The following is a 22,770-nucleotide window of genomic DNA, read 5'->3' as shown; positions in this document are numbered from 1 at the left end:
AGGCGCCTCCCGCCGGGTAGGCAAGGGCGCTTTTTAACCGCGTGGAGTGTAGGGACTTCGACCCGCCAGGGCCAATAGGGAATGCGGATGGGGGTATAAGTAAATCTGATGACCGTTATGCGACCAGCCGTGCGCCTGGCCAGGCGCCGCGTTCACACAGGTCTTCGGTCACTTCGCGCACCAGTTTCGCGATCGCCGCGGAGGCATTCGTCAGCGGGATATTCCGTGAGGCGCACAGCGTCACGCGGCGCGTCACCGCCGGCTCGCCCACCGGCCAGGCCGCCATTGCACCGCGTTCGATGTCGGCCAGCAGCGGCGCGACCGGCAGCAAGGTGGCGCCCAGGTCGGCCAGCAGGGCGGAGCGCAGGATGGCGATCGAATTGATTTCGAGGATGGTGCCGAGCGCCAGGCCGGCGCCTTGCGCCGCCTGCTCGACCAGCGGCCGCACGCCGTGCTGGCGCGCCGGCAGGATCAGGGTGCTGGCCAGGGCCTCGCGCAGGCTCAGCCTGTCCACCGCCGGTGCGAAGTTCGAGCCGGCCCGGCAGATGAACATCAGGTCTTCCTCGACCAGTGCGGTGGCGGTGAAATGCCCGGCCGGGACGACGTCGAACAGCACCGCCAGGTTCAGGCGGCCCGACTTGAGCTGTTCGGTGAGGCTGCCCGAGATTTCCTCGGTCAGTTGCAGGGTAATTTCCGGATATCTGGCCCGGGTGGCCTTCAGGAGCGGCAGCGCCAGCGCACCCGAAATACTGTGCGGCAGGCCGAGCGACACGCTGCCCGAAGGCCGCGTGGTCGACTGCACCACCGCCGAACGGGCATCGGCCACCTGCTTGAGGATGGCTTGCGCGTGTTCGTAAAAGATCTTGCCGGCGTCGGTGCTGACGACGCCATGGGCCGAGCGGTGCAGCAGCTGCGCGCCCAGTTCTTCTTCGAGCTGGCGTAGCTGCTGGGTCAAGGCCGGCTGCGCCACGTGCAGGACCAGCGCGGCGCGCGATAGCGAGCCGTGATCGACAATGGCGACGAAATACCGGAGTTGACGAAGTTCCATCCTGCAGTGTTGTGTCCAGCAAGCAACAAATAATGATTGTGTGTAACAAAATTGTTATACTGCCCCGTGGCCGATGGGCGCCGACATTATTACAGAGCAGAGTAGCGACATGTTGAAAAAGGTGGATGCATCGCAGCTGAGGATTGGTATGTATATCCACGATCTCGACTGCGGCTGGATGGACCATCCGTTTGTGCGCGCCCGTTTCGAGCTCACCACGGACGAAGAAATCTACAAGATCCGCAATGCCAAGATCCGCGCTGTCGTCATCGACTGCAGCAAGGGCCTGGACGTGGACGACGCGCCGACCCTGGCGCAGGCCGATGCCGCCACCGAAGCGGAAGTGACGGCGATCGCCGCCGCGCCGCGGATCGTCACCCGCGTGTCCCTGGGTGAAGAGCTGCAGCGTGCCGCGCATATCCGCAAGCAGGCGGCCGGCCTGGTGCGCACCGTGATGGCCGACGCCCGCCTCGGCAAGGCCGTCGAGCTGGACAAGGTGGGGCCGGTCGTGGAGAGCGTGACCGAATCGATCCTGCGCAATTCCGGCGCGCTGCTCGGCCTCCTGCGCATCAAGAACAAGGACGACTACACCTTCCTGCATTCGGTCAGCGTGTGCGCGCTGCTGGTCGCGTTCTGCCGTTCGCGCAAAATGGACGAGGATACGATCTACCAGGCCGGCCTGGGCGGCCTGCTGCACGATACCGGCAAGGCGCTGGTGCCGGACAGCATCCTGAACAAGCAGGGCCGCCTGACCGACGAGGAATTCGACATCATCAAGCGCCACCCGCGCGACGGCTACGACATCCTGGCCAAGACCCCGGAGATCGGCCCGATCCCGCTCGACATCACGCTGCACCACCACGAGCGGCGCGACGGCAGCGGCTATCCGGACAAGCAGGGCGAAGGCAGCATCAGCGAACTGGCGCAGATGGCGGCGATCGTCGACGTCTACGACGCCATCACCTCGGACCGCTGCTACCACAAGGGCATGCCGGCGGCCGAAGCGCTGCGCAAGATCTACGAGTGGAGCAAGTTCCACTTCAACCCCACGCTGGTCCAGGAGTTCATGCGCTGTGTCGGCATCTACCCGGTCGGCACCCTGGTGCTGCTCGAATCCGGCCGCCTGGGTGTGGTGATCGAGCCGCACGAAACCAGCCTGCTCACGCCGAAGGTCAACGTGTTCTTCAGCACCAAGAGCCAAGGCTACATCAAGCCGCAGACCCTCGACCTGTCCAAGCCGCTCGGCTTCGGCGGCGGCGACAAGATCCTGCGCCACGAGTCGGCCGAGAAGTGGAACGTCAATCCGCTGCAGTTCATGAACATCGCCTGAGCTCCAGGCCGCGCCTTACAAGCCGCCCGCGCAGCGCAAGGTCGTCCCGGTGACGTAGGACGCGGCAGGCGACAGCATCCACAGCACCGCTTCCGCGATCTCGTCGGGCGTGGCCAGGCGCCCCATCGGGATCGCCGGCGCCACGCGTTCCGGCCGGCCCGGCTCGCCGGCCGCCGCATGGATGCCGGTCAGCGTCGACCCGGGCGCCACCGCGCACACGCGGATACCCTCCGGCGCCATCTCGCGCGCCAGTCCCAGCGTGAAGGTCTCGACCGCCGCCTTGCTGGCGGCGTAGTGCACGTACTCGCGCGGGCTGCCGGTGCTGGCCGCGATCGAGGACAGGTTGACGATCACCCCGCGCGTGCCATGGCGCCGGAAGGCGTCGATCGCCGCGCGGCAGCAGTGCATGGTGCCGTACACATTGGTGCGGAATACCGCTTCGATGGTGGCGGGATCGGTTTCCATGAAGCGCGCGATGCGTCCCGTGATGCCGGCATTGTTGACCAGCGCCGCAGGCGGTCCGAGTTCCTGCTCGGTGCGTGTGAACAGCTGCGCCACTTCCGCTTCTGCCGCGACGTCGGCCTGGATCGCGGCAGCCTGTCCGCCATCGGCGCGGATCGCCGCCACCAGCGCCTGCGCCGCCGCTTCGTCATGACGGTAGTTGACCGCCACCGCATGGCCGCCGGCGGCCGCCTGCCTGGCGATGGCGGCGCCGATGCCGCGCCCGGCGCCTGTCACGATCAGTACCTTGCTCATCCCGACACTCCTGTTGTGGTGGCAGGCCACTGCCTGCATACTCGACACACTATACCAAGCGAGGAAGGCGGCCATGCACCCACCCATCGAATGCTGGTTCGAGTTCGGCAGCAACTACAGCTACCTGTCGACCATGCGTATCGAGGCGCTCGCACGTCGCGCCTCGGTGCCGCTGCACTGGAAGCCCTTCCTGCTGGGGCCGATCTTCCGTGAACTCGGCTGGCAAAGCTCGCCCTTCGCGGAGCAGAAGGAGAAGGGCGAGTACGTCTGGCGCGACATGGCGCGCCGCGCCGCGAAATACGGGATTCCCTTCAAGCGGCCCTCGGCCTTCCCGCGCCGGGCCCTACTGCCGATGCGGGTCGCGCTGCTCGGCGCGCAGCAAGCCTGGATGGGCGAATACTGCCGCCGCATCATGCTGCGCAACTGGTCCGAAGATGCCGACATCGACGACGCCGGCACCGTGCTGGCGGCGCTGGAGGGCCTGGTCGCCGAGCCGGAAGCGGTGCTGCGCGAGGCGGAAGGGGAGGCCAACAAGGCGGCGCTGCGCGCGCAGACCGCGGCCGCACGCATGCTTGGCATCTTCGGTGCGCCGACCTTTATCGTGCAGGGCGAGCTGTTCTGGGGCGATGACCGCCTGGAAGACGCTCTCGAATTCGCGCAGGCCCGGCAGGCGCCCTAGAAGAACTCGGCGGTGTCGTTGGTGGCGACGGTCTGCAGCAGGCCGTTCGCTACCAGCTCCTCGTAATGGCAGGCGCGGTTGCGGCCGTTGGCCTTGGCGAAATACAGGGCCTGGTCCGCGTGACCCAGGGTCACGACCGGCGAATCGGTGGCGCTGATGCTGGTGAAGCCGACGCTCACGGTAACGCGGCCTACCTGCGGGAACACGTGCGCCTCGACGTTGGTGCGGAAGCGGTCGATGATCTTGCGGGCATTCTCGAGCGTGGTCGAACGCAGCAGCACCACGAACTCTTCGCCGCCGAAGCGGAACACGCGGTCCTGCGAACGGAACGAGGACTGCAGCAGGTTCGCGACCAGGATCAGCACTTCGTCGCCGTACAGGTGGCCGAAGCGGTCGTTCACCATCTTGAAATGGTCGACGTCGACCACGGCCAGCCACTGCTTTTCCTCGGCCCCGTGCTGGCGCCGTTCCAGCTGGCCCGGCACCAGGGGTTCGGTGTCGCCGCTGTGCAGCATGCGCGCCAGCTGGTCGTCGAAGGTCTTGCGGTTCAGTAGTCCGGTGAGCGAGTCGCGCTCGCTGTAGTCGAGCAGGTTCTGGAAATTGCGGTAGACGCCGACGATCCCGCTGATCGTATGGATCGATTCGGCGGTGAAGCCTTGTGCGTGCACGATCTCGAGGCAGGTATCGGCCTTGTCGCCGAACCAGATCGGCAGCCACAGGCGGCGCAGGCCGTCGCTGCCCAGGCCTTCGGCACGCGAATCATGATGTTCGAGGCAGTGCGCCAGTTCGGGAAAGGCCGAGAGCGGCTCGCCCGGGCTGCCGCTATCGTGCTGCTCTTCCGGACAGGCGACGCCGCCGGCGCGGATGCAGGCGCGCGAACGCACGAAGCTCTGCCCGCAGACCGTCGTAATGTTCAAGACCCGGGTCTGCAGCGCGCCCGCCAGTTCCTGTACCGCCGAAATCACGGAGATGTCGAGCATCGTGTGATCGCGGTGGCCAGTCATGTCCACCATGTGTCGCAGCAGGGAATCCATGTCGGTTTTTTTCAGAAACGCAGAGAAACTGAGTCAAGCAAGAGCACGGCCGGGTTGGTAGTACGGCTGCCGCTTTTTTAGGCGGGCAAGAGGGACAGCATAAAGCGTTTTTGTATTGTAGGCAACTATTCTTAACAATATTTATCTTTTTAATGTCTGGAAGGTAATGCTTGGTGGCCGTCTGCTTGTGCACGCGCAAGTCCATGCAGAAACACAGATTTCCACATGGCAAGCTTGCCCGGCGTCAACTTGTCGTGCGGCACTATTCGGTACAGTGAACTCACTGACAGACGCAGTCGAAAGCAGCAAAAGACGGGGCCCCGTCTGTCAGTAAGACCCAGTAGTAGATGTTCCATCAACCATCACAAGGAGTTCATCATGAGCACCATTACCTCCGCCATCAAAACCTTCATTGCCGATGAAAACGGGGTGACGGCCATCGAATACGGCCTGATCGCTGCACTGGTCGGCATTGCGTTGGCAGGGGCTGCCGAGGCTCTCGGCGCTGATATTACCGCGCTGTTCAACAAGATTGGCGAAGAGCTGAACCCGACTCCGCCTGCAGGCCCTTAATATCGCTAACGCCCCCGGTGCCATTCGGCCCCGGGGGTTTTTTTTTTGTGAGACGATCATGGTTGTCGCACCTTACCTCGACATACTGCTCCTGCTGCTCGTAGCCGTCGCTGCGATCAACGACCTCGCAAGCCGACGTATTCCGAATCTCCTGCTGCTGACAGGCCTTATCGCCGCCTTGTCCCTTCACGCAGTATCACCGGAGCCCGGCGCTGCCTTGCTGGCCTGTTTCGGTGGCGCCGTCGTCGGACTGCTGGTTTTTCTTCCCTTCTACCTGATGCGCGGCATGGCCGCCGGCGACGTCAAGATGATGGCCACGGTAGGCGCCTTCACCGGTCCGGCGGCTGCCTTGCACATCGCGATCTTCGCCTGGTGCGCCGGTGGTGTGATGGCCCTGGCCTTCATCCTTTTCCAGGGCCGCTTGCGGCTGGCGCTGACCAACGTCTGGAGCATGGTGCGCCAGGCTGCCTTGCGTCTTCCCATCACAAGAATGGAGGCGCAGCCGAGCGCCGGTTCGATACCTTACGGCGTCGCGATTGCCGCCGGGACGATCTACTTCCTGATGAGCCGTTAAGCCCTGTTTTTGGTGTTCCCGCTTCCTTGCCGGAAGTCAAACGGGGAGGGGGAAGCGATGGTTAGAATCAATTTAACAAATGTAAGAAATATCCGCACCTCATCAGGAGGTTTCCTTATGGAAGTGTTTTCACCACCCAGGCCAAGCGCTCCTTGCGACGCGCGGCCGGCAGCTGGAGCCGGCAGCGGACCCGAGGCCGATCCCGCTCCGGTCCTGCCGCGCCAGCCACGTACAGTGCGGGATACCGGCCTCGACGCGCGTCTGGTCACCGCACTCACGGTCAAGATCATGCATGCCAGCGGCAAGATTCCGCTATCGCTCCTTACCGGACGGCTGCGCCTGTCGGTCAGCGTGGTGCGTGAAGTGCTGCAGGGGCTGGTTGCGGAGCAACTGGCCGAGGTGGCCTGGCAAGGCGATTCCGACATCGACGTGCATTACCAGCTGACCGCCTTCGGGCTGCGCGCCGCTGCCGAGTACCTGGCGGAATCGCGCTATATCGGGCCGGCCCCGGTGACGCTCGACGCTTACCGCAGCGTCGTGGAAAAGCAGTCGCTGCGCCAGCCCGGCGCCCCCCGCGTCACGCCCACAGAGCTGCAGGCCACCCTGGCGGAGGACGGCATCGAACTCGCGGTGCAGGAGCTGATCGGCGCGGCGCTGCATTCGAACCGTCCGCTGATGCTGTACGGTCCTTCCGGCAGCGGCAAGACGAGCCTGGCGCGCAAGTTCGCGCGGCTGCGCCAGGAGCCGGTGGCGATTCCGTACGCGGTGCTGGTCAACCACGAGATCGTGCAGATATACGCTCCGGACCTGCATCCCGCGCCGCTGCAGCCGCGCGCCCTGGAAGAACGGCGCAGCTGCGACGCGCGCTGGGTACTGTGCCAGCGCCCGCTGGTGCATGTGGGCGCCGAACTGGCGTGCGACATGCTGGAACTGCGCATCGACGCCGCCAGCGGCGTGCTGCGTGCACCGCCGCACTTGCTGGCCAACAATGGACTGCTGGTGCTCGATGACATCGGCCGCCAGCGGGTGCCGGCTGCCGAGGTGCTGCACCGCTGCCTGGGCGCGCTCGAGAGCGGCACCGACCATGTCGCGGTGCCGGGTGGGGCCAGCCATGCTCTGCCGTTCGACGTGTCGCTGGTGCTGGTCACGAGCCTCGCGCCGCAGGCGGTGCTGGATGAATCCTGCATGCGCCGCGTCGGCTACCGGATTCCCGTGGGCCCGCTTTCCGAAGCCGGCTACCGCGCGCTGCTGCGGCGCCAGTGCCGGATGCGCGGCATCGAGGCCGACGAAGACGCGGTCGATTACCTGATCAACGAACTGCACCGCCGCACCCGGCGTCCGTTGCTGGCTGCCTGGCCGCATGAGCTGCTGGGCCGGATTGCCGACTTCGCCGGGTTCGCCGACCACACGCCACGTTTCGACCTGAATAGCGTGGTCCAGGCGTGGAGCAGCCTGTTCGGTTCTTGCGCGGCGCTCGAACCCGGTAACCTGGGAGATGCTCGATGAAAAACAAGCGTGCCGTGATCGTGATGACGCTCGCGATCCTGTTCGGCCTGACGGCCGTCTTGCTGGCTTCGCGCTGGCTGCTGACACAACCGGCCAAGCGAGCCGATCACATCGTGGTGGCGGGGGCCGACATCAGCATCGGCCAGCGCCTGACGCCCGAGATGCTCAAGCTGGTCGAATGGCCGGCCCACAGCGTGCCGAAAGGCGCGTTCGACGATCCGCAGAAGCTTGGCGGCCGGGTACTCAAATCGAGCATCCTGATGGGTGAGCCCCTGAGCGAGGCCAAGCTGGCCCCAGTCGGCACGGTGGGCGGCCTGTCGGCCCTGATCACCGAGGGCAAGCGGGCCATCACGGTCCGCGTCAACGACGTGATCGGCGTAGCCGGTTTCGCGCTGCCCGGCAACTACGTCGACATCATCGTCAGTACCCAGACCGAGGCCAAGGCGCAGGACGGACAGCAGCGCGAGCGGAGCATCTCCAAGATCGTGCTGGAACGGATCCTGGTGCTGGCGGTGGCGCAGGAAGTCAACCGCGACGAAACCAAACCGAAGGTCGTGAATGCCGTCACGCTCGAAGTCACGCCCGAGCAGGCCGAAAAGCTCGACCTGGCGCGTAGCGTCGGCACCCTGTCGCTGGCGCTGCGCAACCAGATCGACCCGGCGCCGGCCGAGACCCTTGGCGCCACCAAGGAGAACCTGCTGCCGGCGCCGGCCTCGCCCGTGCGGGCCGTGGCGATGCCGGTACGCGCACCCCGGCCGCAGGCGGAGGCGCCGCGCCCGGCCCCTGCAGCGGCACCGCGGCGTGACTGCGTCAAGGTCATCAATGGCCTGCATGCTTCACAAGAATGCTTCTGACCTTATCGATCCGGGATGGATGCCATGAACAGACGCCTTAATCTTGCACGGTTTGCCGCTGGCCTGGCGCTGGCCGCCGCCGCGCCTTCCCACGCGGCTTCCGCAGCCAAGCCTGCCGCTCCCGCCAAACCAGCGGAAAGCGCCGCTGCCAAGCCTGCAGCTGCCGCTCCCGCCAAACCAGCGGAGACGCGTTCCCAGCCCGCGATGGGCTGCAGCGGCGAAGCCGCGCGCCCTGCCACGCTGTCGCTCAACATGGGCAAGTCCACCATGCTGCGCCTGCCCGAGCGGGTGCTCAACCGCAGCGTCGGCAATCCCGCGATCGTGCAGGCGATGCTGGTGTCGCCGGACACGCTGTACATCGCCGCTGTCGACGTCGGCACCACCAACATGATCGTGCAGGGGAAAAGCGGCTTGTGCAGCGTGGTCGACATCGTGGTCGCGATGGACCCCGCCGTACTGCAGGCGACCCTGACCGCGGCGATGCCCGAAGAAAAGGACATCCGGGTGATGGCGGCCGCCGATTCGCTGGTGCTGACCGGCACCGTCAGCGACGCCGGCGCGCTCACCCGCGCGGTCGAGCTGGCGACGGCGTATGTGCGGCGTCCGCTGCGCCAGCTGCCGTCCGCCGACAAGGCCAATGATAACGACGGCGTCGTTCCGCTGGCCAACAACAACGGCGGGGGCGGCGCCGGCGGCGCGGCCGCGGCAGCCACGCGCGTGATCAACCTGCTCAATGTCAGCGCCCCCCAGCAAGTGCAGCTTGAAGTCAAGGTAGCCGAGGTGTCGAAGACCCTGCTCGAGCGGCTCGAGACCGACGCCGCGTTCAGCTTCGGTTCGGGCAGCTGGACTACCCGGCTGGTGTCGAATTTCCTGACCGGACGGACGACGAACGGCATTCGCTTCGACAAGGACAACGGCAACCGGCTGGTGGGGGCGGCCGACAAGCAGGACGGCCTGGTGCGCGTGCTGGCCGAGCCGAACGTGCTGGCCATCAGCGGCCAGGAGGGCACCTTCCTGGCCGGCGGCAAGTTCTACATCCCGGTGGCCCAGGACAACAACAAGGTCACGCTCGAGGAAAAGGAATTCGGCGTCGGCCTGCGCTTTACCCCGACCGTCCTGTCGGGGGGGCGCATCAACCTGAAGGTGGCGCCGGAAGTGTCCGAGCTGTCGCGCGAAGGGATCGGCGTGTCGGCGTTCGGCATTACCGGCAGTTCGATCCTGCCGGTCGTGACTACGCGCCGCGCCAGCACCACTGTGCAGCTGTATGACGGCCAGAGCTTCGCCATCGGCGGCCTGGTAAAGAACAACCTGGTGGCCAGCCTGAAGGGCCTGCCGATGCTGGGCGAAGTCCCGGTGCTGGGCGCGCTGTTCCGCAGCACCGACTTCCAGCAGGACCGCACCGAACTGGTGTTCGTGATCACCGCGCGGCTGGTCAAGCCGATCGCGGGCGCCGGATACTCGCTGCCGACCGACAAGGTGGGCATACCGACGCGTGGCGAGGTGATGCTCGGCGGCCGCCTCGAGGGCGATGCCCCGGCCGCGACCACTGCCGCCGCGTCCACGCCGCAAGTCGCGCCCCCCGCTGCGCAGACCGCCGGCGGTTTCGAACTCAAATAGGAGGCATCCGTGAAGAACCCGACCTACTTTCTGCTGCCGGCGCTGGTGGCCGCCTGTCTGCAGGGCTGCATGCATACCACGCCGGAGTGGGACAGGCAATTCGGCAACGCCACGCGCGCCAACCTGGCCGTCCAGGTGCTCGATCCGGCCGCGGCCAGCAACCGCGATCCTGCCGTCGGGGTCGACGGCCGCGCGGCCAAGGGAGCGCATGAAGGCTACCAGCGCAGCTTCGCCCAGCCGGAAGCGGCACCGGCGCCGATCTTCGTCACCGCTGGCAGCGTGCGATGAGCGCCTGCCTTCCACTTTGACCAGATGCGCCAGCAACGAGGCCCGCCATGAAAGCGCTACTTATCAGCCGCGACAGCCAGCTCTATGCGGAGATCGCCTCCCAGGGGGCGGCACGCGTGCCGCCGCTGAACCTCGGTGCCGTTCGCGCCAGCCTGCGCGAGGCACTCGACCGCCCCGAAGCCGACACCCCGCAGCTGGTCATCATCGACGCCACCCAGACCGAACCCTCGGAAGCCCCCCTGCTTGAACGCCTTGGCCGCCAGTATCCCGAAGCCCATCTGATGCTGCTGACCGACCAGAACCATCCGGACCTCCTGATCCACGCCATGCGCGCCGGCGTGCGCGAAGTGCTGCAGCTGCCTCTGGTGCACCGTGCCTTTCACGAGTCGATGGACCGCATTTCGGCCGCGGCCGGGGTGTCGGGCCTGCGCGACGGGAAGATCCTCGCCTTCATCGCCTGCAAGGGCGGCAGCGGCGCTACCTTCATCTCGACCAATTTCGGCTACGCGCTCGCCACCCTGGCCGCCAAGAAGGTGCTGCTGATCGACCTGCACGGCCAGTTCGGCGACGCCGCGTTGTACGTATCCGACCAGAAGCCGAGCATGACCCTGTCCGACGTCTGCGCCCAGATCGCGCGCGTGGACGGCCCCTTCCTCGATTCCTGCGTGGTCCATGTGACGCCGGGCTTTGGCGTGCTGGCAGCGGCCGACGATGCCGCCCACGCGAAGGAAGCCAAGCCGGAGCACATCGACACCATCCTGCGCGTCGCGCGCCAGCACTACGACTACGTGCTGCTCGACGTCGGCCGCCAGATCGACGCGGTGTCGCTGCGCGCCCTCGACGTCACCGACACGATTTATCCCGTGCTGCAGCTGGCGTTGCCCGACATCCGCGATGCGCGCCGCCTGCTCGACATCTTCCGCTCGCTCGGCTACGTGCTGGACCACATCCGCCTGATCGTCAACCGCTACGAAAAGGGCGGCAAGCTGCGCCTGCAGGACCTGCACGCGGCTTTGGGGTGCGAAGTGGTGCACACCTTCCCCAACGACTACGTCGCCGTCACCGACTCGGTCAACCAGGGCGTCCCGGTGCTGCAGCTGTCGCGCTCGAGCGCGGCCGCGCGCAGCCTGGCCGACATGGTCGAACTGGTGACGACGCGGCGCGTCCAGGAGAGCAGGGGGCTGCTCGACCGCCTGTTCGGCCGCGGCGAAGATGACTGATCAACACGAAACAGAACGACACGGAGCCACCCATGTCCTTACGTGAACGCCTTGCGAGTACCGGTCAGGAACGCCAGCCCGGCGTGGTCGTGCCGGAAGTCGCCAACCACGCCTATCAGGAGCTCAAGAAGCAGATGCACCAGATGATCCTGGACCGCATCGACCTCGAGCGCCTCAAGCGGCTCACCGCCGAGCAGTTCAAGCACGAGCTGGCCCTGCTGATCCAGCGCATCATCGAGGAGGAGCGCATCGTGCTGAACCAGCACGAACGCCACCACCTGGTGCTCGATATCCAGCACGAGATGCTCGGCTTCGGCCCGCTCGAGCCGCTCCTGAACGACCCCACCGTTTCCGATATCCTGGTGAATACCGCCAACAAGGTGTATGTCGAGCGGCGCGGCAAGCTCGAGCTCACCGACATCAGCTTCCACGATAATGCCCACCTGATCAAGATCATCGAAAAGATCGTCTCGCGCGTGGGCCGGCGCGTCGACGAGTCGAGCCCGATGGTCGATGCGCGCCTGCCGGACGGTTCGCGCGTCAACGCGATCATTCCGCCGCTGGCGGTGGACGGGCCGCTGCTCTCGATCCGCCGTTTCGGCTCCTCGCCGCTGTCGGTGCAGAACCTGCTCGACTACAAAAGCCTGACCCCACCCATGATCCGGGTGCTGGAGAGCCTGGGTGCGGGCAAGGTGAACATCCTGATCTCGGGCGGCACCGGCAGCGGCAAGACCACCTTGCTGAACCTGATCTCCGGGTTCATCCCGGCCAGCGAGCGCGTGCTGACGATCGAGGACGCGGCCGAGCTGCAGCTGCGCCAGCCGCACGTGGTGCGCCTGGAAACGCGTCCGCCGAACATCGAAGGCAAGGGCGAGGTGACCCAGCGCGCGCTGGTGCGCAACGCGCTGCGGATGCGCCCCGACCGCATCATCCTGGGCGAGGTGCGCGGCGCCGAGGCGCTCGACATGCTGCAGGCGATGAACACCGGCCATGAGGGCTCGCTCGCGACGATCCACTCGAACACGCCGCGCGATGCGCTGTCGCGCCTGGAAAACATGGTCAGCATGGCCGGCGTCAACCTGACTGCGCGTGCGATCCGCCAGCAGATCGCTTCCGCCGTGACGGTGGTGGTGCAGGTATCGCGCCTGACCGACGGCACGCGCAAGGTGGTCAGCCTGCAGGAAATCACCGGCATGGAAGGCGACATCATCTCGATGCAGGAGATCTTCCGCTTCGAGCAGAGTGGCGTGGACGCCGACGGCAAGGTGAAAGGGCGTTTCAGCGCCACCGGCGTCCGTCCGCGCTTCGCCGAGCGCCTGAAGATGTTCGGCGTGCCGGTGCCGGAAGATACCTTCGATCCCGACCGGATTTTCGACTGAGGAGGCAGCATGGACGTGCTGTTCTACGCTTTCGTGGTATTCCTGTTCGCGGCCACGGTCCTCGCGATCGAGGGCACCTACCTGTGGTGGATGGGCACGCATGGCGCGGCGGCGCGGCGCATCGCGCGCCGGCTGCAGGTCATGTCCGGTTCATCCGGGCGCAGCGGCGAGCGGATCTCGATCCTCAAGCAGCGTCCCTACAGCCGCAACGCGGCCTTCGACCGCTTCCTGCACCGCATCCCGCTGGCGGACCGGATCGATGCCCTGCTGGTGCAGGCCGGCACCAGCAACACGGTCGGTCAATTCCTGGCCTGGTCGCTTGGCTGCATGGCCATCGCCGCCGCGGTATCGCTCGGCTGGCAACTGCCGGCCGCATTGCGTGCCCTGGTGGCCCTGCTCGGGCTGGGCGTGCCGTGGGTCCTGCTGCGCCGCACGCGGCAGCGGCGCCTGATCCGCATCGAGCAGCAACTGCCGGATGCGGCCGATTTCATCGCGCGCGCACTGCGCGCCGGCCACTCGTTCAGCAACGTCCTCCAGATCGTCGGCAACGAGCTGCCGGAGCCGCTCAGCGGAGAGTTCCGCATCGCCCGCGAGGAGATCAACTACGGCGCCCCGATGAACGAGGCCTTGCACGCCATGGCTGCGCGCATTCCGCTGACTGACCTGCGCTACCTGATCATCGCGGTGCTGATCCAGCGCGAATCGGGCGGCAACCTGGCCGAGATCCTGGGGAACATCAGCCAGATCATCCGCGCCCGCCTGAAACTGGTGGCACACGTGCGCGTGCTGTCGGCGGAAGGAAGAATGTCGGCGATGATCCTGACCGTGCTGCCGTTTGCCGTGCTGGGCATGATGCTGGCGATGAACCCGAAATATATCAGCGTGCTCTGGACCGACCCGAACGGCGTGCGCATGATGTGGTACGGCCTCGGCATGATGCTGGTCGGCGTCGTCTGGATGCGCAAGATCATCCGCATCCGCATCTGAGTCCGGCCCGCATCCCTCCAGAGGTGAACATGACATCCTCCCAGCTGATCTTCCTGTTTATCGTCCTGTGCGTCGTCACCGGCCTGGCCTGGCTCGGCCTGGTGCTGTTTGCGCCGCTGGCCCTGCGCGATCGCCTGCGCCGCTTCCTCGGCAATGCAGAGCAGAGCCAGCTCGATGCCGGGGGCGGCTGGGTTGAACGGGTTGCGAGCGCAGCCAAGCCCCTGACCAAGCTGTCGGTGCCCGAGGAGGGGTGGGAGAAATCCAGCCTGCGCACGCGCTTCATGAACGCCGGCTGGCGCAATCCGTCTGCCCTGTCGCTGTATTTCGCTTCGAAGACGGCGCTCGCCCTGGTGCTGCCGGCACTGGTGGTGCCGCTGACCATCGTCTACAGCAAGGCGCTGCTCGGCTGGCGGATGATGGCCTTGCTGCTCACCGCGGCCGCTATCGGCTATTACCTGCCAAACATGATCCTCGAACGTATCGTGCAACGTCGCCGCCGCGAGATTTTCGAAACCATCCCCGATGCCCTCGATCTGCTCACGGTGTGCGTCGAGGCAGGCCTGAGCCTGGAGCGTGCGCTGGTCAAGGTGGCAAACGAGATCCACATCAAGAGCGCGGTGCTGGCGCAGGAACTGCAGCTCGTCCTGATGGAAATGCGCGCCGGCTTCTCCAAGGAGAAGGCGCTGCGCAACTTCGCGCTGCGTTCGGGTGTCGAGGATGTGGACACGCTGGTGGCCATGCTGATCCAGTCCGAGCGATTCGGCACCAGCGTCGGTGACGCCCTGCGCGTACAGTCCGACAGCCTGCGTCACAAGCGCCGCATCGTGGCCGAGGAATGCGCTGCCCGCATCGGCCTGAAGCTGCTGTTCCCCCTGATTTTCTGCATATTCCCCATGCTGCTGATGGTACTGCTCGGTCCCGCCATGATCCAGATTTCGCGGACCCTGGGCAAAGTGGCCGGTGCGGATTGAACACGAAGGAGCCCCCTATGCCAAGCCTTACCTTGTTCTCACGTCTGGCGCTGCTGTGCGCCGGCGCTACCCTGGCGGCCTGCGCGCCCTTCGGCGCCCGTCCCGCTTTCGACGGCGCCGCGCCGGCCGCCGACGACGCCTATCTTGCCGGCCGCAACCACCACCTGGCACGCCGCTACGACGAAGCGCGCGCCGCCTACCAGGCCGCGCTGCAGATGGCGCCCGCACACGTGAACGCCCGCAACGGGCTGGCCACGCTGTATGCGGAACAGCGCGAGTTCGCCACCGCGATCGCCTTGTGGCGCGCATTGACCGAGTCGCTGACGATGTCCTCCGGTCCCGGCAAGGCCTACCTGTTCAGCAACCTCGGGCAGGCCCATTTCCTCAACGCGGAGTATGACGATGCGCTGGTCGCGCTCGAGAAAGCCTGCCTGCTCGACCCGCTCAACCACCGTTCCTGGCAACTGCTGGGCGAAACCTTGCGCAAGCTCGGGCAGGAAGAGCGCGCACAGCAGATGTTGAGCCAGGCCGATGCCTTGCGCGCCCACGACCTGCGCGCGGACTATGCTGCTGCCGGCAGCCAGAGTCAGGTTGCAGCGATCGACCGCGCGCTCAAGGCGCCGGCGCGCGAGGAGGCAGGCTGGAGCCAGGTGCAGCTGCTCGTCGGCGCGGATGGCATGCTGGAGCTGCGCCGCGCTCCGCCGCCGGCCGGCCCGTCCGCTCCGGCACGGCTGCCGGAACCGGCGCCGGCGCCGGCCGCGCCGGGGCGGGACGCGCCACTCCTCGCGCTGGTAGAGATGCGCAATGGAAATGGCGTCTCGGGCATGGCACGCGTGCTGGCACGCCAGGTCGGCAGCAGCGGGCTGAAAGTGACGCGCCTGTCCAACCAGAAGGGTTTCGGCGTGCGCCAGACCCGCATCGAATATGAAGCGGCCTACCGCGAGGCGGCCGAACGCCTGGCCAGCCGCTTCGGCAGCGCGCAGCTGCAGGAGGTGCCCAGCTGCGCCCCCGCCAACCTGCGCGTGGTGCTCGGGCGCGACGTCGCCCACCGTGGTTTTGCCTTGCGTCCGGCGGCTCCCGCTGGGGATGCGGCAGCGCCGGTACTGGCATTGAACAAAGCTGACTGAAAAAAGGTCCGTTTGCACGTTTGGCCGGCATCAAACGTCGACCGATGGCACCCGAGAGAATGGGCTGGTCTGCCTTCTCTTGGGAGCCCTCCATGAACCTTTCCTACCGCATCCATCTGATCCTGCTCGGCCTGTTGCTGGCTATCCTCAGTGCCTGCGCGCCTTCCGGCACGCACCGCGGCACCGGTGAATACATCGACGATGCCGCCATCACCACCCGGGTCAAGACCGCTTTGGCCACCGATCCGCAGGTCAAGGCAACCGAGGTCCAGGTCGAAACCTACAAGGGAACGGTGCAGCTCAGCGGCTTCGTCGATTCGTCCGAGAGCGTCGCGCGGGCGGCACAACTCGCCCGGGAGGTGCCCGGGGTGAAAGAAGTGCGGAACAGCATGGTCGTCAGGGATCGGCTCCGCCAGTAGGGCCGTTCCCGGGCAGCTTACTTCCAGCTGACCTTGCCCATGCCGTTGGTGTTGGCATTGCGCGTCGCCGGATTGCCGTAGACGGTGGCCGAACCCATGCCGCTCAGGTCGATCTCGGCCGCTCGGGTCGCATGCACCGTTGCGCCGCCGAGGCCGGTCATGTCGAGGTCGACCGATTCGGCGCGCAGGCCTTGGGCTTCCAGGCTGCCGACACCCGCCAGCTTGGCGCGCAGCAGCTTGCTCTCGCCATTGACGCTGATGCGGCCGGCGCCGCGCAAGCTGAGGTCGACGCGTTCGGCGCGCACGCCGTTCAGGGCGAGTCCACCGACGCCGCCCAGGCGCGCGTCGATGGTGCGGTAATTGCTGTTCATGGTGACCGATCCGGCGCCGTCGAGGGCGACCTGGATCGCATTGCCCGAGAAGCCGGTGACGGTCGATGCGCCCACGCCCTGCGAGGTGAACTCGGCGAGGTTGGGCACCGTCAGTTCGGCGCGCAGCTTCTCGCTCATTTCGCCACGGCGGGTATTGAAGGATTCGGTACCGATTTCCAGCGTGTCGCCGCGCTGGGCGGTGGTGATGCGCTGCACGAAGCGGCGGTCACCCGAGACGACCAGGGACGGCGTATTGCCCTGGCGCAGGACCAGGTCGACGATGCCATCCAGTTTCACCTTGGTGACCCTGGCATCGACGCTGCGGTTTTCGCGCACGACGTCGTCGGCGATGACGGGGCTGGCGACCAGTGCGAGCGTGGCGGCGACGGCGGCGGCACTCAACAGTTTTTTCATGCTTGTTCTCCGGTAGGTTGTCGATGGAGGCACTATAGGCCGCTGTCGTGCCTCACCCGAGCCGATTGCGATGAACTGCGCAAACCACGGTCTGGAGCGTAAAAAAAACGGCATGGCGCGAACGGGCCGCATGGCGCGCCGGCAGCGGCGCAGCCTGCGGCCAGGGGCTTACTGTCCCGGCGTGGCGCGCCGGTAGACGCGCACATAATCCACCAGCATCCGCTGCGGCAAGACCGTGCTGCTGTCCGGATTGCCGGGCCAGGCGCCGCCGACGGCCAGGTTCAGGAGCACGAAGAAGGGATGCTCGAATACCCACTCTCCCTTGACCAGGTTCGGCCGCGCCGTATGGTAGTGGATGCCGTCGCGATACCAGCGGATCTCGCCGCGCTCCCACTCCACCGCGAACACGTGGAAGTCGTCGGCAAAGATGCCGCTCGCCAGGGTCGAGTGGGTAGTAAAGGCCTTGGCGCCCGAATAGCCGGGACCGTGCAGGGTGCCGTACACGTTCGACGGCTCCTTGCCGATGATCTCCATGATGTCGATCTCGCCGCTGCGCGGCCAGCCGACCTGCCCGATGTCCGCGCCCAGCATCCAGAAGGCCGGCCAGATGCCCTGGCCCTTCGGCACCTTGATGCGCGCCTCGAAGCGGCCATGCATCTGTTCCATCAGGCCGGCGGTCTTGAGGCGTGCCGAGGTGTAGTCCTTGCCGCCGTAGGCTTCCCGGCGCGCCTCGATGACGAGCATGCCATCCTCCACCCGGACGTTCTCCGGCCGGCCGGTGTAATACTGCAGCTCCTGGTTGCCCCAGCCATGGCCACCGGTCTCGGCCACCCATTTCGTGCGATCGAGCTGGCTGCCATCGAATTCGTCGCTCCATGCCAGCGTCCAGCCGGCAGCTGCGTCCGCGGAGGTGGAGGCGCAGCCGGCGGCGGCCAGCGCAAGCAGCGTGGACAGGGTGGCGGCGAAAAGGCGGATCGGTTTCATGGGTCTCCTTGTGGCCTCAGGGCGCCGCCGGGGGACGGGCCTGCTGCTGCCTGACGTGCTGCATGATGTTGATGAAGGTATCGGTCCAGACCAGCTGGCGGTTGTCCGCCAGGAAGCGCAGCAGTTCCGCGTGGGCCTGCGCGGACACGCTGAGGTAGTCGCCGCCGATGCCATGGAAGGTGAAGTTGACCATGGTGCCGCGCTGAACCGCCTGCTTGACGATGGCGATCAGCTCCGCGCCGCTGCTGCCGCTAGGTGTCGCCACCGGCACCGCGAGCGGATCGAGCGTGTGCATCGCATCGATGACGCCGCTGCCGCCGGTGACCTTGATCGCGACGAAGGCGGCGCGCACCGCGGGCAGGTAGTCGCGTCCGCCGGCCTGGGTATCGCCGCAGGGCAGCGTGAACGTGCGTTCCTGGCGTCCGTCGATCGCGGCCAGCATGGTATTGGCCAGCAGGACCTGGTCGCGCATCTGCTCTACGCTCATGGCATCGAGGTCGCGGTGCGGCTCGACCCAATCGCGCCCGGGCTTGTTGCGCGCGCACTGGTGGAACAGGCTGTGGTTGCCGAGTTCGTGCCCGGCGCGCGCGGCGGCGCGCCATCCCGCCATGCGCCGCGCCACCGCCGGATTCGACAGGGTCAGGTAGAAGCTGCCTTTCAGGCCCAGCTTGTCGAGGGCGGGCAGGGCATGGTCGAGCTGGGAATCGAGGGCGTCGTCATAGGCGAGGCTGACGGCGGCCCGCGCCCCGTGCGGCCATGCGAAGGCGCTGCGGGTGTCGGTTGCCCCGGCGGCAGGCATGGCGCCATGCAGCCCTGCGGCCAGCACGCATGCGAGCACGCGGCGGCGCCATGTTCCCCTCCCCAGCAGGTCCGCATGCGGTGCGCTGCCGGCCGCTTCGCGCGCGTCTTCACCTCGCTTCATGCTCATCCTTTTCAGCGGTTGCTTGGAAACGTTACCAGAATGTCAACCCGACTATAGCACTGACGATTTTTCAGTGTCAATTGCGCGGCAATGGGGAGACAGGCACGAGCGAAACCTTGGCTTCGCTCTCACGTGTGAGCAATGTTGCAAATCAGCCGCATTTCGACACCTACCTACGCGGAATATTCCGTTGACAATTTTTTTTGCTAAGCCTAATATTCAAACAACTTATATGGAAACGTTTCCATATGCCGCACGGATGTTTGGAGAATTGCTTGACCAACGAAGCATCGCAAGATGCGAGCCTGAGCGATGACAGATGAACGAGCGCAGCGCGCACCGCTTTACCCGCTACCTGGCAGCGAGGACACCGGCACCGGCCGCATGTCCTCGCTGTGCCGTCTGGTGGCGGGAAGCGCCATGCGGCCAGGACCGGCGTCTGACGGCACCGCGGCGAGGAGGTGCCCAGCGATAGGGACGGCAGCAGGGACGACAGCAAGGACCGCCGGTGGCGTGCAGCCAGGATTGAGCCGGCACAGGTAGTGGAGACACCGTTGGATTGGGTGACGGTCATTTTAAAAAAAACAGGAGAGCACCATGTATTACCCCAAGGCTAAGCAGACATTGATGAGCCTGGCAGTAGCCAGCGCATGCGCGGCATTCATCCCGGCGCATGCCCAGGAAGTCGCCTCGACCCCCGGGGCCGCCGCGACCACCGACCCGGCCGCCCTCACCCCGCAGGAAGCCAGCACCCCATCCTCGCCGGCCGGCGTCCAGACCGTCGTCGTGACCGGCCTGCGCGCCAGTCTCGAATCCTCGATGGCGCTCAAGCGCAACGCGCAGGGCTTCGTCGACGGCATCGTCGCCGAAGACATCGGCAAATTCCCGGATACCAACCTGGCCGAATCGCTGCAGCGCATCAGCGGCGTGTCGATCGACCGCAGCATCGGCGAAGGCTCGAAGGTCACCGTGCGCGGCGTCGGTCCCGACTTCAACCTGGTGCTGCTCAACGGCCGCCAGATGCCGACCTCGATCCTGGGCGATCGTCCGGGCCGCGCCTACGATTTCGCCAACATCGCGTCCGAAGGCATCTCCCAGTTGCAGGTGTACAAATCGGCGCGCGCCGAGACCCCGACCGGCGGCATCGGCGCCACCATCAACGTCATTACCGCACGTCCGCTGTCGCGTCCCGGCCTGCAGGCCACGATCGGCATCAAGGGCGTGCACGACACCTCGGCAGAGAACCTGCCGGGCGACGTCCAGCGTGGCGGCAAGGTCACGCCCGAAGTGTCGGGCCTGTATAGCAATACCTCGGCCGACGGCCGCTTTGGTATCGCCCTGTCGGGCAGCTACCAGGAGCGCAACTTGGGCTACAACGTGGCTTCCGTCGGCAACGGCTGGAAGGGCCCGTTCCGCGGCGACGAGAACAACTGGGGCACCATTCCGCAACCCGGCACGCCGGGCTCGGAAAACATCACCAACCGTCCGAAGCCGACAGACCTGTACCAGGTGCCGCAGAACATGAACTACGCCATGAACGGCATCCAGCGCCAGCGTACCAACGGCCAGCTGACGCTGCAGTTCGCGCCGAGCAAGGCCCTGACCACGACCCTCGATTACACCTACTCGCAAAACAAGATCCAGACCCGCCGCCAGGACCTCTCGGCCTGGTTCAACTTCGGCCCCTCGTCGAGCACCTGGACCGATGGTCCGGTCGCCGCGCCGCTGGTGTACACCGAGATCATCAACCCGGCCAACAGCGACATCGCCATGGGCGGCGCCGACTTCGCCACCAGGACCGAGAACAATTCGCTCGGCTTCAACGCTGCATGGAAGGTCAACAGCGACATCCGCCTCGAGCTCGACGCCCACCGTTCCACCGCCGAATCGAAGCCGGACAGCCCCTTCGGCTCCAGCAACACCCTCGGCACCGCCAGCTTCAGCCGCGGCACCACCAGCGTCGACTTTTCGAAAGACCTGCCGGTGCTGAGCATCCAGGGCGCCGACTTCCAGCGCGCACCGCAGCAGGTGACCGGCTCGGTGTTCGAGAACGCCTACGTCAAGAGCGAGATCAGCCAGGTCCAGACCCATGGCAGCTGGAAGATGATGGAAGCGTCCGAGCTCAAGTTCGGCCTCGCCACCACCGACGCCAAGAACCGCTCGGCCTTCTCGGTGCAGCAGCGTGACGACACCTGGGGCGGTGCGACCAAGGCGTCGGATTACCCGGCCAGCTACTTCCACCAGGAGAGCCTGCGCCAGTACTTCGACAACATCGACGGTCACGACAACCCGAACCTGTTCAACACCTTCTACACCTTCGACTTCGCCGCCTTGCGCCAGCTGGCCGCGCAGGTGACCGGCAAGCCGGAGCTGTACATGCCGAAGTCGGGCTATACCACCGACCAGCGCACCCGCGAGAAGTCGAAGAGCCTGTACCTGCAATTCAACACCGACTGGGATTTCGCGATGCCGGTGCATACCTCGGTGGGCGCGCGCTACGAGACGACCGAGGTCACCTCGACCGCGCTGGTGCCGATCGCCTCGTCCTACACCTGGGTGTCGCAGAACGAGTTCGCGGTGGGCCTCGGCACGCCGGCCTTCACCACCCTGACCGGCAAGTACCATCACTGGTTGCCGAGCTTCGACGCCGACATCGACCTGCGTTCCGACATGAAGGGCCGCTTCAGCTACGGCGAGACCATCGGCCGCGCGCGCTATGACCAGCTGACCGGCGGCCAGGTGCTCGAGACCCTGGGTCGCATCGAAGGCGGCCGTGGAAGCCAGGGCAACCCGGGCCTGCTGCCGGTCAAGTCGAAGAACATCGACCTGGCCTGGGAGTGGTACTACAACAAGTCGAGCTTCGTCTCGGTCGGCCACTTCCGCAAGAGCCTGGAAAATTACGCCGGTGTGTCGCAGGTCACGGCCCAGCCCTTCGGCCTGCGTACCCCGGTGGGCGGCGCTTACTGGAACGCGGCGATCGGCGCCGGTTGCGCGAGCTCGGACACGATGTGCATCCGCAACTATATCTTCCGTAACCTGGCAGGACGTCCTGGCGTGACCCGTGGACCGGATGACGTCAACGGCAACGCCACCGGTTCGATCGCCGGCCAGCCGAACGACCCGATCGCCAACTTCCTGATCACGAGCTACTCGAACCAGAAGGCGGCGCGCCTGCGCGGCCTCGAGTTCAACGTGCAGCACATGTTCGGCGCCTCGGGCTTCGGCCTCCAGGCCAACTACACCAAGGTCGACTCGGGCCTGGGGTACAACAACGCCAGCATCGGCGAGCAATTCGCGCTGGTGGGCATGAGCGACTCGGCCAACCTGGTGGGTATCTTCGAGAACGACAAGTGGAACGTGCGCGCGGCCTACAACTGGCGCGACAAGTTCCTGGCATCGACCTTCGACGGCGCCGGCGCGAATCCGCAGTATGTCGAAGCCTATGGCCAGCTTGACCTGAGCATCGGGTACAACGTCAACAAGAACATCAGTGTCCAGTTCGAAGGTATCAACCTGACCGACGAAATCCGGCGCCTGCATGGCCGTAACGAGCGTCAGGCGCTGTATGTGGAGCAGTCCGGTCCGCGCTACATGCTGTCGGCCCGCTACAAGTTCTAAGCAGACAGGAAGTGCACATCAGCGGACCGTGGCCCTCGCCATGGTCCGCTGTGTTCATTTTCGGGTTAGACTTGCCCAGAATTAGTTTTTATTGAAAAC

The 22,770-nt window shown here is 66.0% G+C and carries 21 protein-coding genes; 15 read left to right on the top strand and 6 right to left on the bottom strand.

All coding sequences use genetic code 11. The annotated features are described in order from the left end of the window. Nucleotides 1-115 precede the first annotated feature (115 nt). Nucleotides 116-1,048 carry a LysR substrate-binding domain-containing protein gene (locus YWC_RS0105830; RefSeq protein WP_027864525.1) on the bottom strand — a complete coding sequence of 311 codons (933 nt, stop codon included), beginning with the start codon at nt 1,046-1,048 and terminating at the stop codon, nt 116-118. 73 nt (nt 1,049-1,121) lie between these two features. On the opposite strand from YWC_RS0105830, the gene YWC_RS0105825 reads away from it, so the two are divergent. After that, nucleotides 1,122-2,378, top strand: coding sequence for an HD-GYP domain-containing protein (locus YWC_RS0105825; RefSeq protein ID WP_371846092.1), 1,257 nt, complete (start codon nt 1,122-1,124; stop codon nt 2,376-2,378). A gap of 15 nt (nt 2,379-2,393) precedes the next feature. Here the strand turns inward: YWC_RS0105825 and YWC_RS0105820 are convergent, their stop codons facing one another. Then, the gene (locus YWC_RS0105820) at nt 2,394-3,134 is read right to left on the bottom strand and encodes an SDR family oxidoreductase (protein ID WP_027864523.1); all 741 of its coding nucleotides are present in this window, start codon (nt 3,132-3,134) and stop codon (nt 2,394-2,396) included. Between the two features lie 73 nt (nt 3,135-3,207). Here YWC_RS0105820 and YWC_RS0105815 point away from each other — a divergent pair, with 73 nt between their 5' ends. Next, nucleotides 3,208-3,813, top strand: coding sequence for a 2-hydroxychromene-2-carboxylate isomerase (locus YWC_RS0105815; RefSeq protein WP_027864522.1), 606 nt, complete (start codon nt 3,208-3,210; stop codon nt 3,811-3,813). On the opposite strand, the gene YWC_RS0105810 is transcribed toward YWC_RS0105815, so the two are convergent. Next, on the bottom strand, nt 3,810-4,847 hold the full coding sequence (locus tag YWC_RS0105810; RefSeq protein WP_027864521.1) for a GGDEF domain-containing protein: 1,038 nt from the start codon (nt 4,845-4,847) through the stop codon (nt 3,810-3,812). The two genes, YWC_RS0105815 and YWC_RS0105810, sit on opposite strands and share 4 nt — an antisense overlap. Nucleotides 4,848-5,225: 378 nt before the next feature. Here YWC_RS0105810 and YWC_RS0105805 point away from each other — a divergent pair, with 378 nt between their 5' ends. The 12 genes from YWC_RS0105805 (at nt 5,226) to YWC_RS0105750 (ending at nt 16,362) form a co-directional block, all read left to right on the top strand. After that, a complete protein-coding gene (locus YWC_RS0105805) occupies nt 5,226-5,420 on the top strand; it encodes a Flp family type IVb pilin (protein ID WP_027864520.1) in 195 nt (64 codons plus the stop codon). A gap of 58 nt (nt 5,421-5,478) precedes the next feature. Continuing rightward, nucleotides 5,479-5,994, top strand: coding sequence for an A24 family peptidase (locus tag YWC_RS0105800; protein WP_027864519.1), 516 nt, complete (start codon nt 5,479-5,481; stop codon nt 5,992-5,994). Between the two features lie 117 nt (nt 5,995-6,111). Further along, nucleotides 6,112-7,500 (top strand): DUF8689 domain-containing protein, encoded by a 1,389-nt coding sequence (locus YWC_RS28465; protein WP_156923521.1) that lies wholly within the window; start codon nt 6,112-6,114, stop codon nt 7,498-7,500. Next, nucleotides 7,497-8,354 carry a Flp pilus assembly protein CpaB gene (gene cpaB / locus YWC_RS0105790; protein ID WP_027864518.1) on the top strand — a complete coding sequence of 286 codons (858 nt, stop codon included), beginning with the start codon at nt 7,497-7,499 and terminating at the stop codon, nt 8,352-8,354. The genes YWC_RS28465 and cpaB overlap by 4 nt, the downstream gene beginning before the upstream one ends. A 24-nt stretch (nt 8,355-8,378) precedes the next feature. Beyond that, nucleotides 8,379-9,971, top strand: a complete 1,593-nt coding sequence (locus YWC_RS0105785; RefSeq protein WP_027864517.1) for a type II and III secretion system protein family protein — start codon at nt 8,379-8,381, stop codon at nt 9,969-9,971. Nucleotides 9,972-9,980: 9 nt separating this feature from the next. Further along, on the top strand, nt 9,981-10,259 hold the full coding sequence (locus YWC_RS28460) for a hypothetical protein (RefSeq protein ID WP_036213313.1): 279 nt from the start codon (nt 9,981-9,983) through the stop codon (nt 10,257-10,259). 47 nt (nt 10,260-10,306) lie between these two features. After that, nucleotides 10,307-11,479, top strand: coding sequence for a CpaE/TadZ family protein (locus tag YWC_RS0105775; protein ID WP_027864516.1), 1,173 nt, complete (start codon nt 10,307-10,309; stop codon nt 11,477-11,479). Between the two features lie 32 nt (nt 11,480-11,511). After that, nucleotides 11,512-12,858: a TadA family conjugal transfer-associated ATPase gene (locus YWC_RS0105770; protein ID WP_027864515.1), complete on the top strand. Its 1,347-nt coding sequence runs from the start codon at nt 11,512-11,514 to the stop codon at nt 12,856-12,858. A gap of 9 nt (nt 12,859-12,867) precedes the next feature. After that, the gene (locus tag YWC_RS0105765) at nt 12,868-13,845 is read left to right on the top strand and encodes a type II secretion system F family protein (RefSeq protein WP_027864514.1); all 978 of its coding nucleotides are present in this window, start codon (nt 12,868-12,870) and stop codon (nt 13,843-13,845) included. A gap of 29 nt (nt 13,846-13,874) precedes the next feature. After that, nucleotides 13,875-14,816: a type II secretion system F family protein gene (locus YWC_RS0105760; RefSeq protein WP_027864513.1), complete on the top strand. Its 942-nt coding sequence runs from the start codon at nt 13,875-13,877 to the stop codon at nt 14,814-14,816. Between the two features lie 17 nt (nt 14,817-14,833). After that, a complete protein-coding gene (locus tag YWC_RS0105755; protein ID WP_027864512.1) occupies nt 14,834-15,943 on the top strand; it encodes a LytR C-terminal domain-containing protein in 1,110 nt (369 codons plus the stop codon). Between the two features lie 92 nt (nt 15,944-16,035). Next, complete coding sequence (locus YWC_RS0105750) at nt 16,036-16,362, top strand: BON domain-containing protein (RefSeq protein ID WP_027864511.1); 327 nt, start codon at nt 16,036-16,038, stop codon at nt 16,360-16,362. Nucleotides 16,363-16,379: 17 nt separating this feature from the next. Here YWC_RS0105750 and YWC_RS0105745 read toward each other — a convergent pair whose 3' ends face one another. The 3 genes from YWC_RS0105745 to YWC_RS0105735 form a co-directional block, all read right to left on the bottom strand. Continuing rightward, the gene (locus YWC_RS0105745; RefSeq protein WP_027864510.1) at nt 16,380-17,147 is read right to left on the bottom strand and encodes a GIN domain-containing protein; all 768 of its coding nucleotides are present in this window, start codon (nt 17,145-17,147) and stop codon (nt 16,380-16,382) included. 168 nt (nt 17,148-17,315) lie between these two features. Next, nucleotides 17,316-18,131, bottom strand: a complete 816-nt coding sequence (locus tag YWC_RS0105740; protein WP_027864509.1) for a glycoside hydrolase family 16 protein — start codon at nt 18,129-18,131, stop codon at nt 17,316-17,318. Nucleotides 18,132-18,147: 16 nt separating this feature from the next. Continuing rightward, the gene (locus YWC_RS0105735; protein WP_229413026.1) at nt 18,148-19,053 is read right to left on the bottom strand and encodes a polysaccharide deacetylase family protein; all 906 of its coding nucleotides are present in this window, start codon (nt 19,051-19,053) and stop codon (nt 18,148-18,150) included. Between the two features lie 627 nt (nt 19,054-19,680). On the opposite strand from YWC_RS0105735, the gene YWC_RS0105730 reads away from it, so the two are divergent. Then, on the top strand, nt 19,681-22,671 hold the full coding sequence (locus YWC_RS0105730) for a TonB-dependent receptor (protein WP_229413025.1): 2,991 nt from the start codon (nt 19,681-19,683) through the stop codon (nt 22,669-22,671). Nucleotides 22,672-22,770 lie beyond the last annotated feature (99 nt).

The sequence above is a fragment of the Massilia alkalitolerans DSM 17462 genome (assembly GCF_000427785.1).
Classification (GTDB): Bacteria; Pseudomonadota; Gammaproteobacteria; order Burkholderiales; family Burkholderiaceae_D; genus Telluria; species Telluria alkalitolerans.
This window is presented reverse-complemented; position numbering and strand designations above follow the sequence as displayed.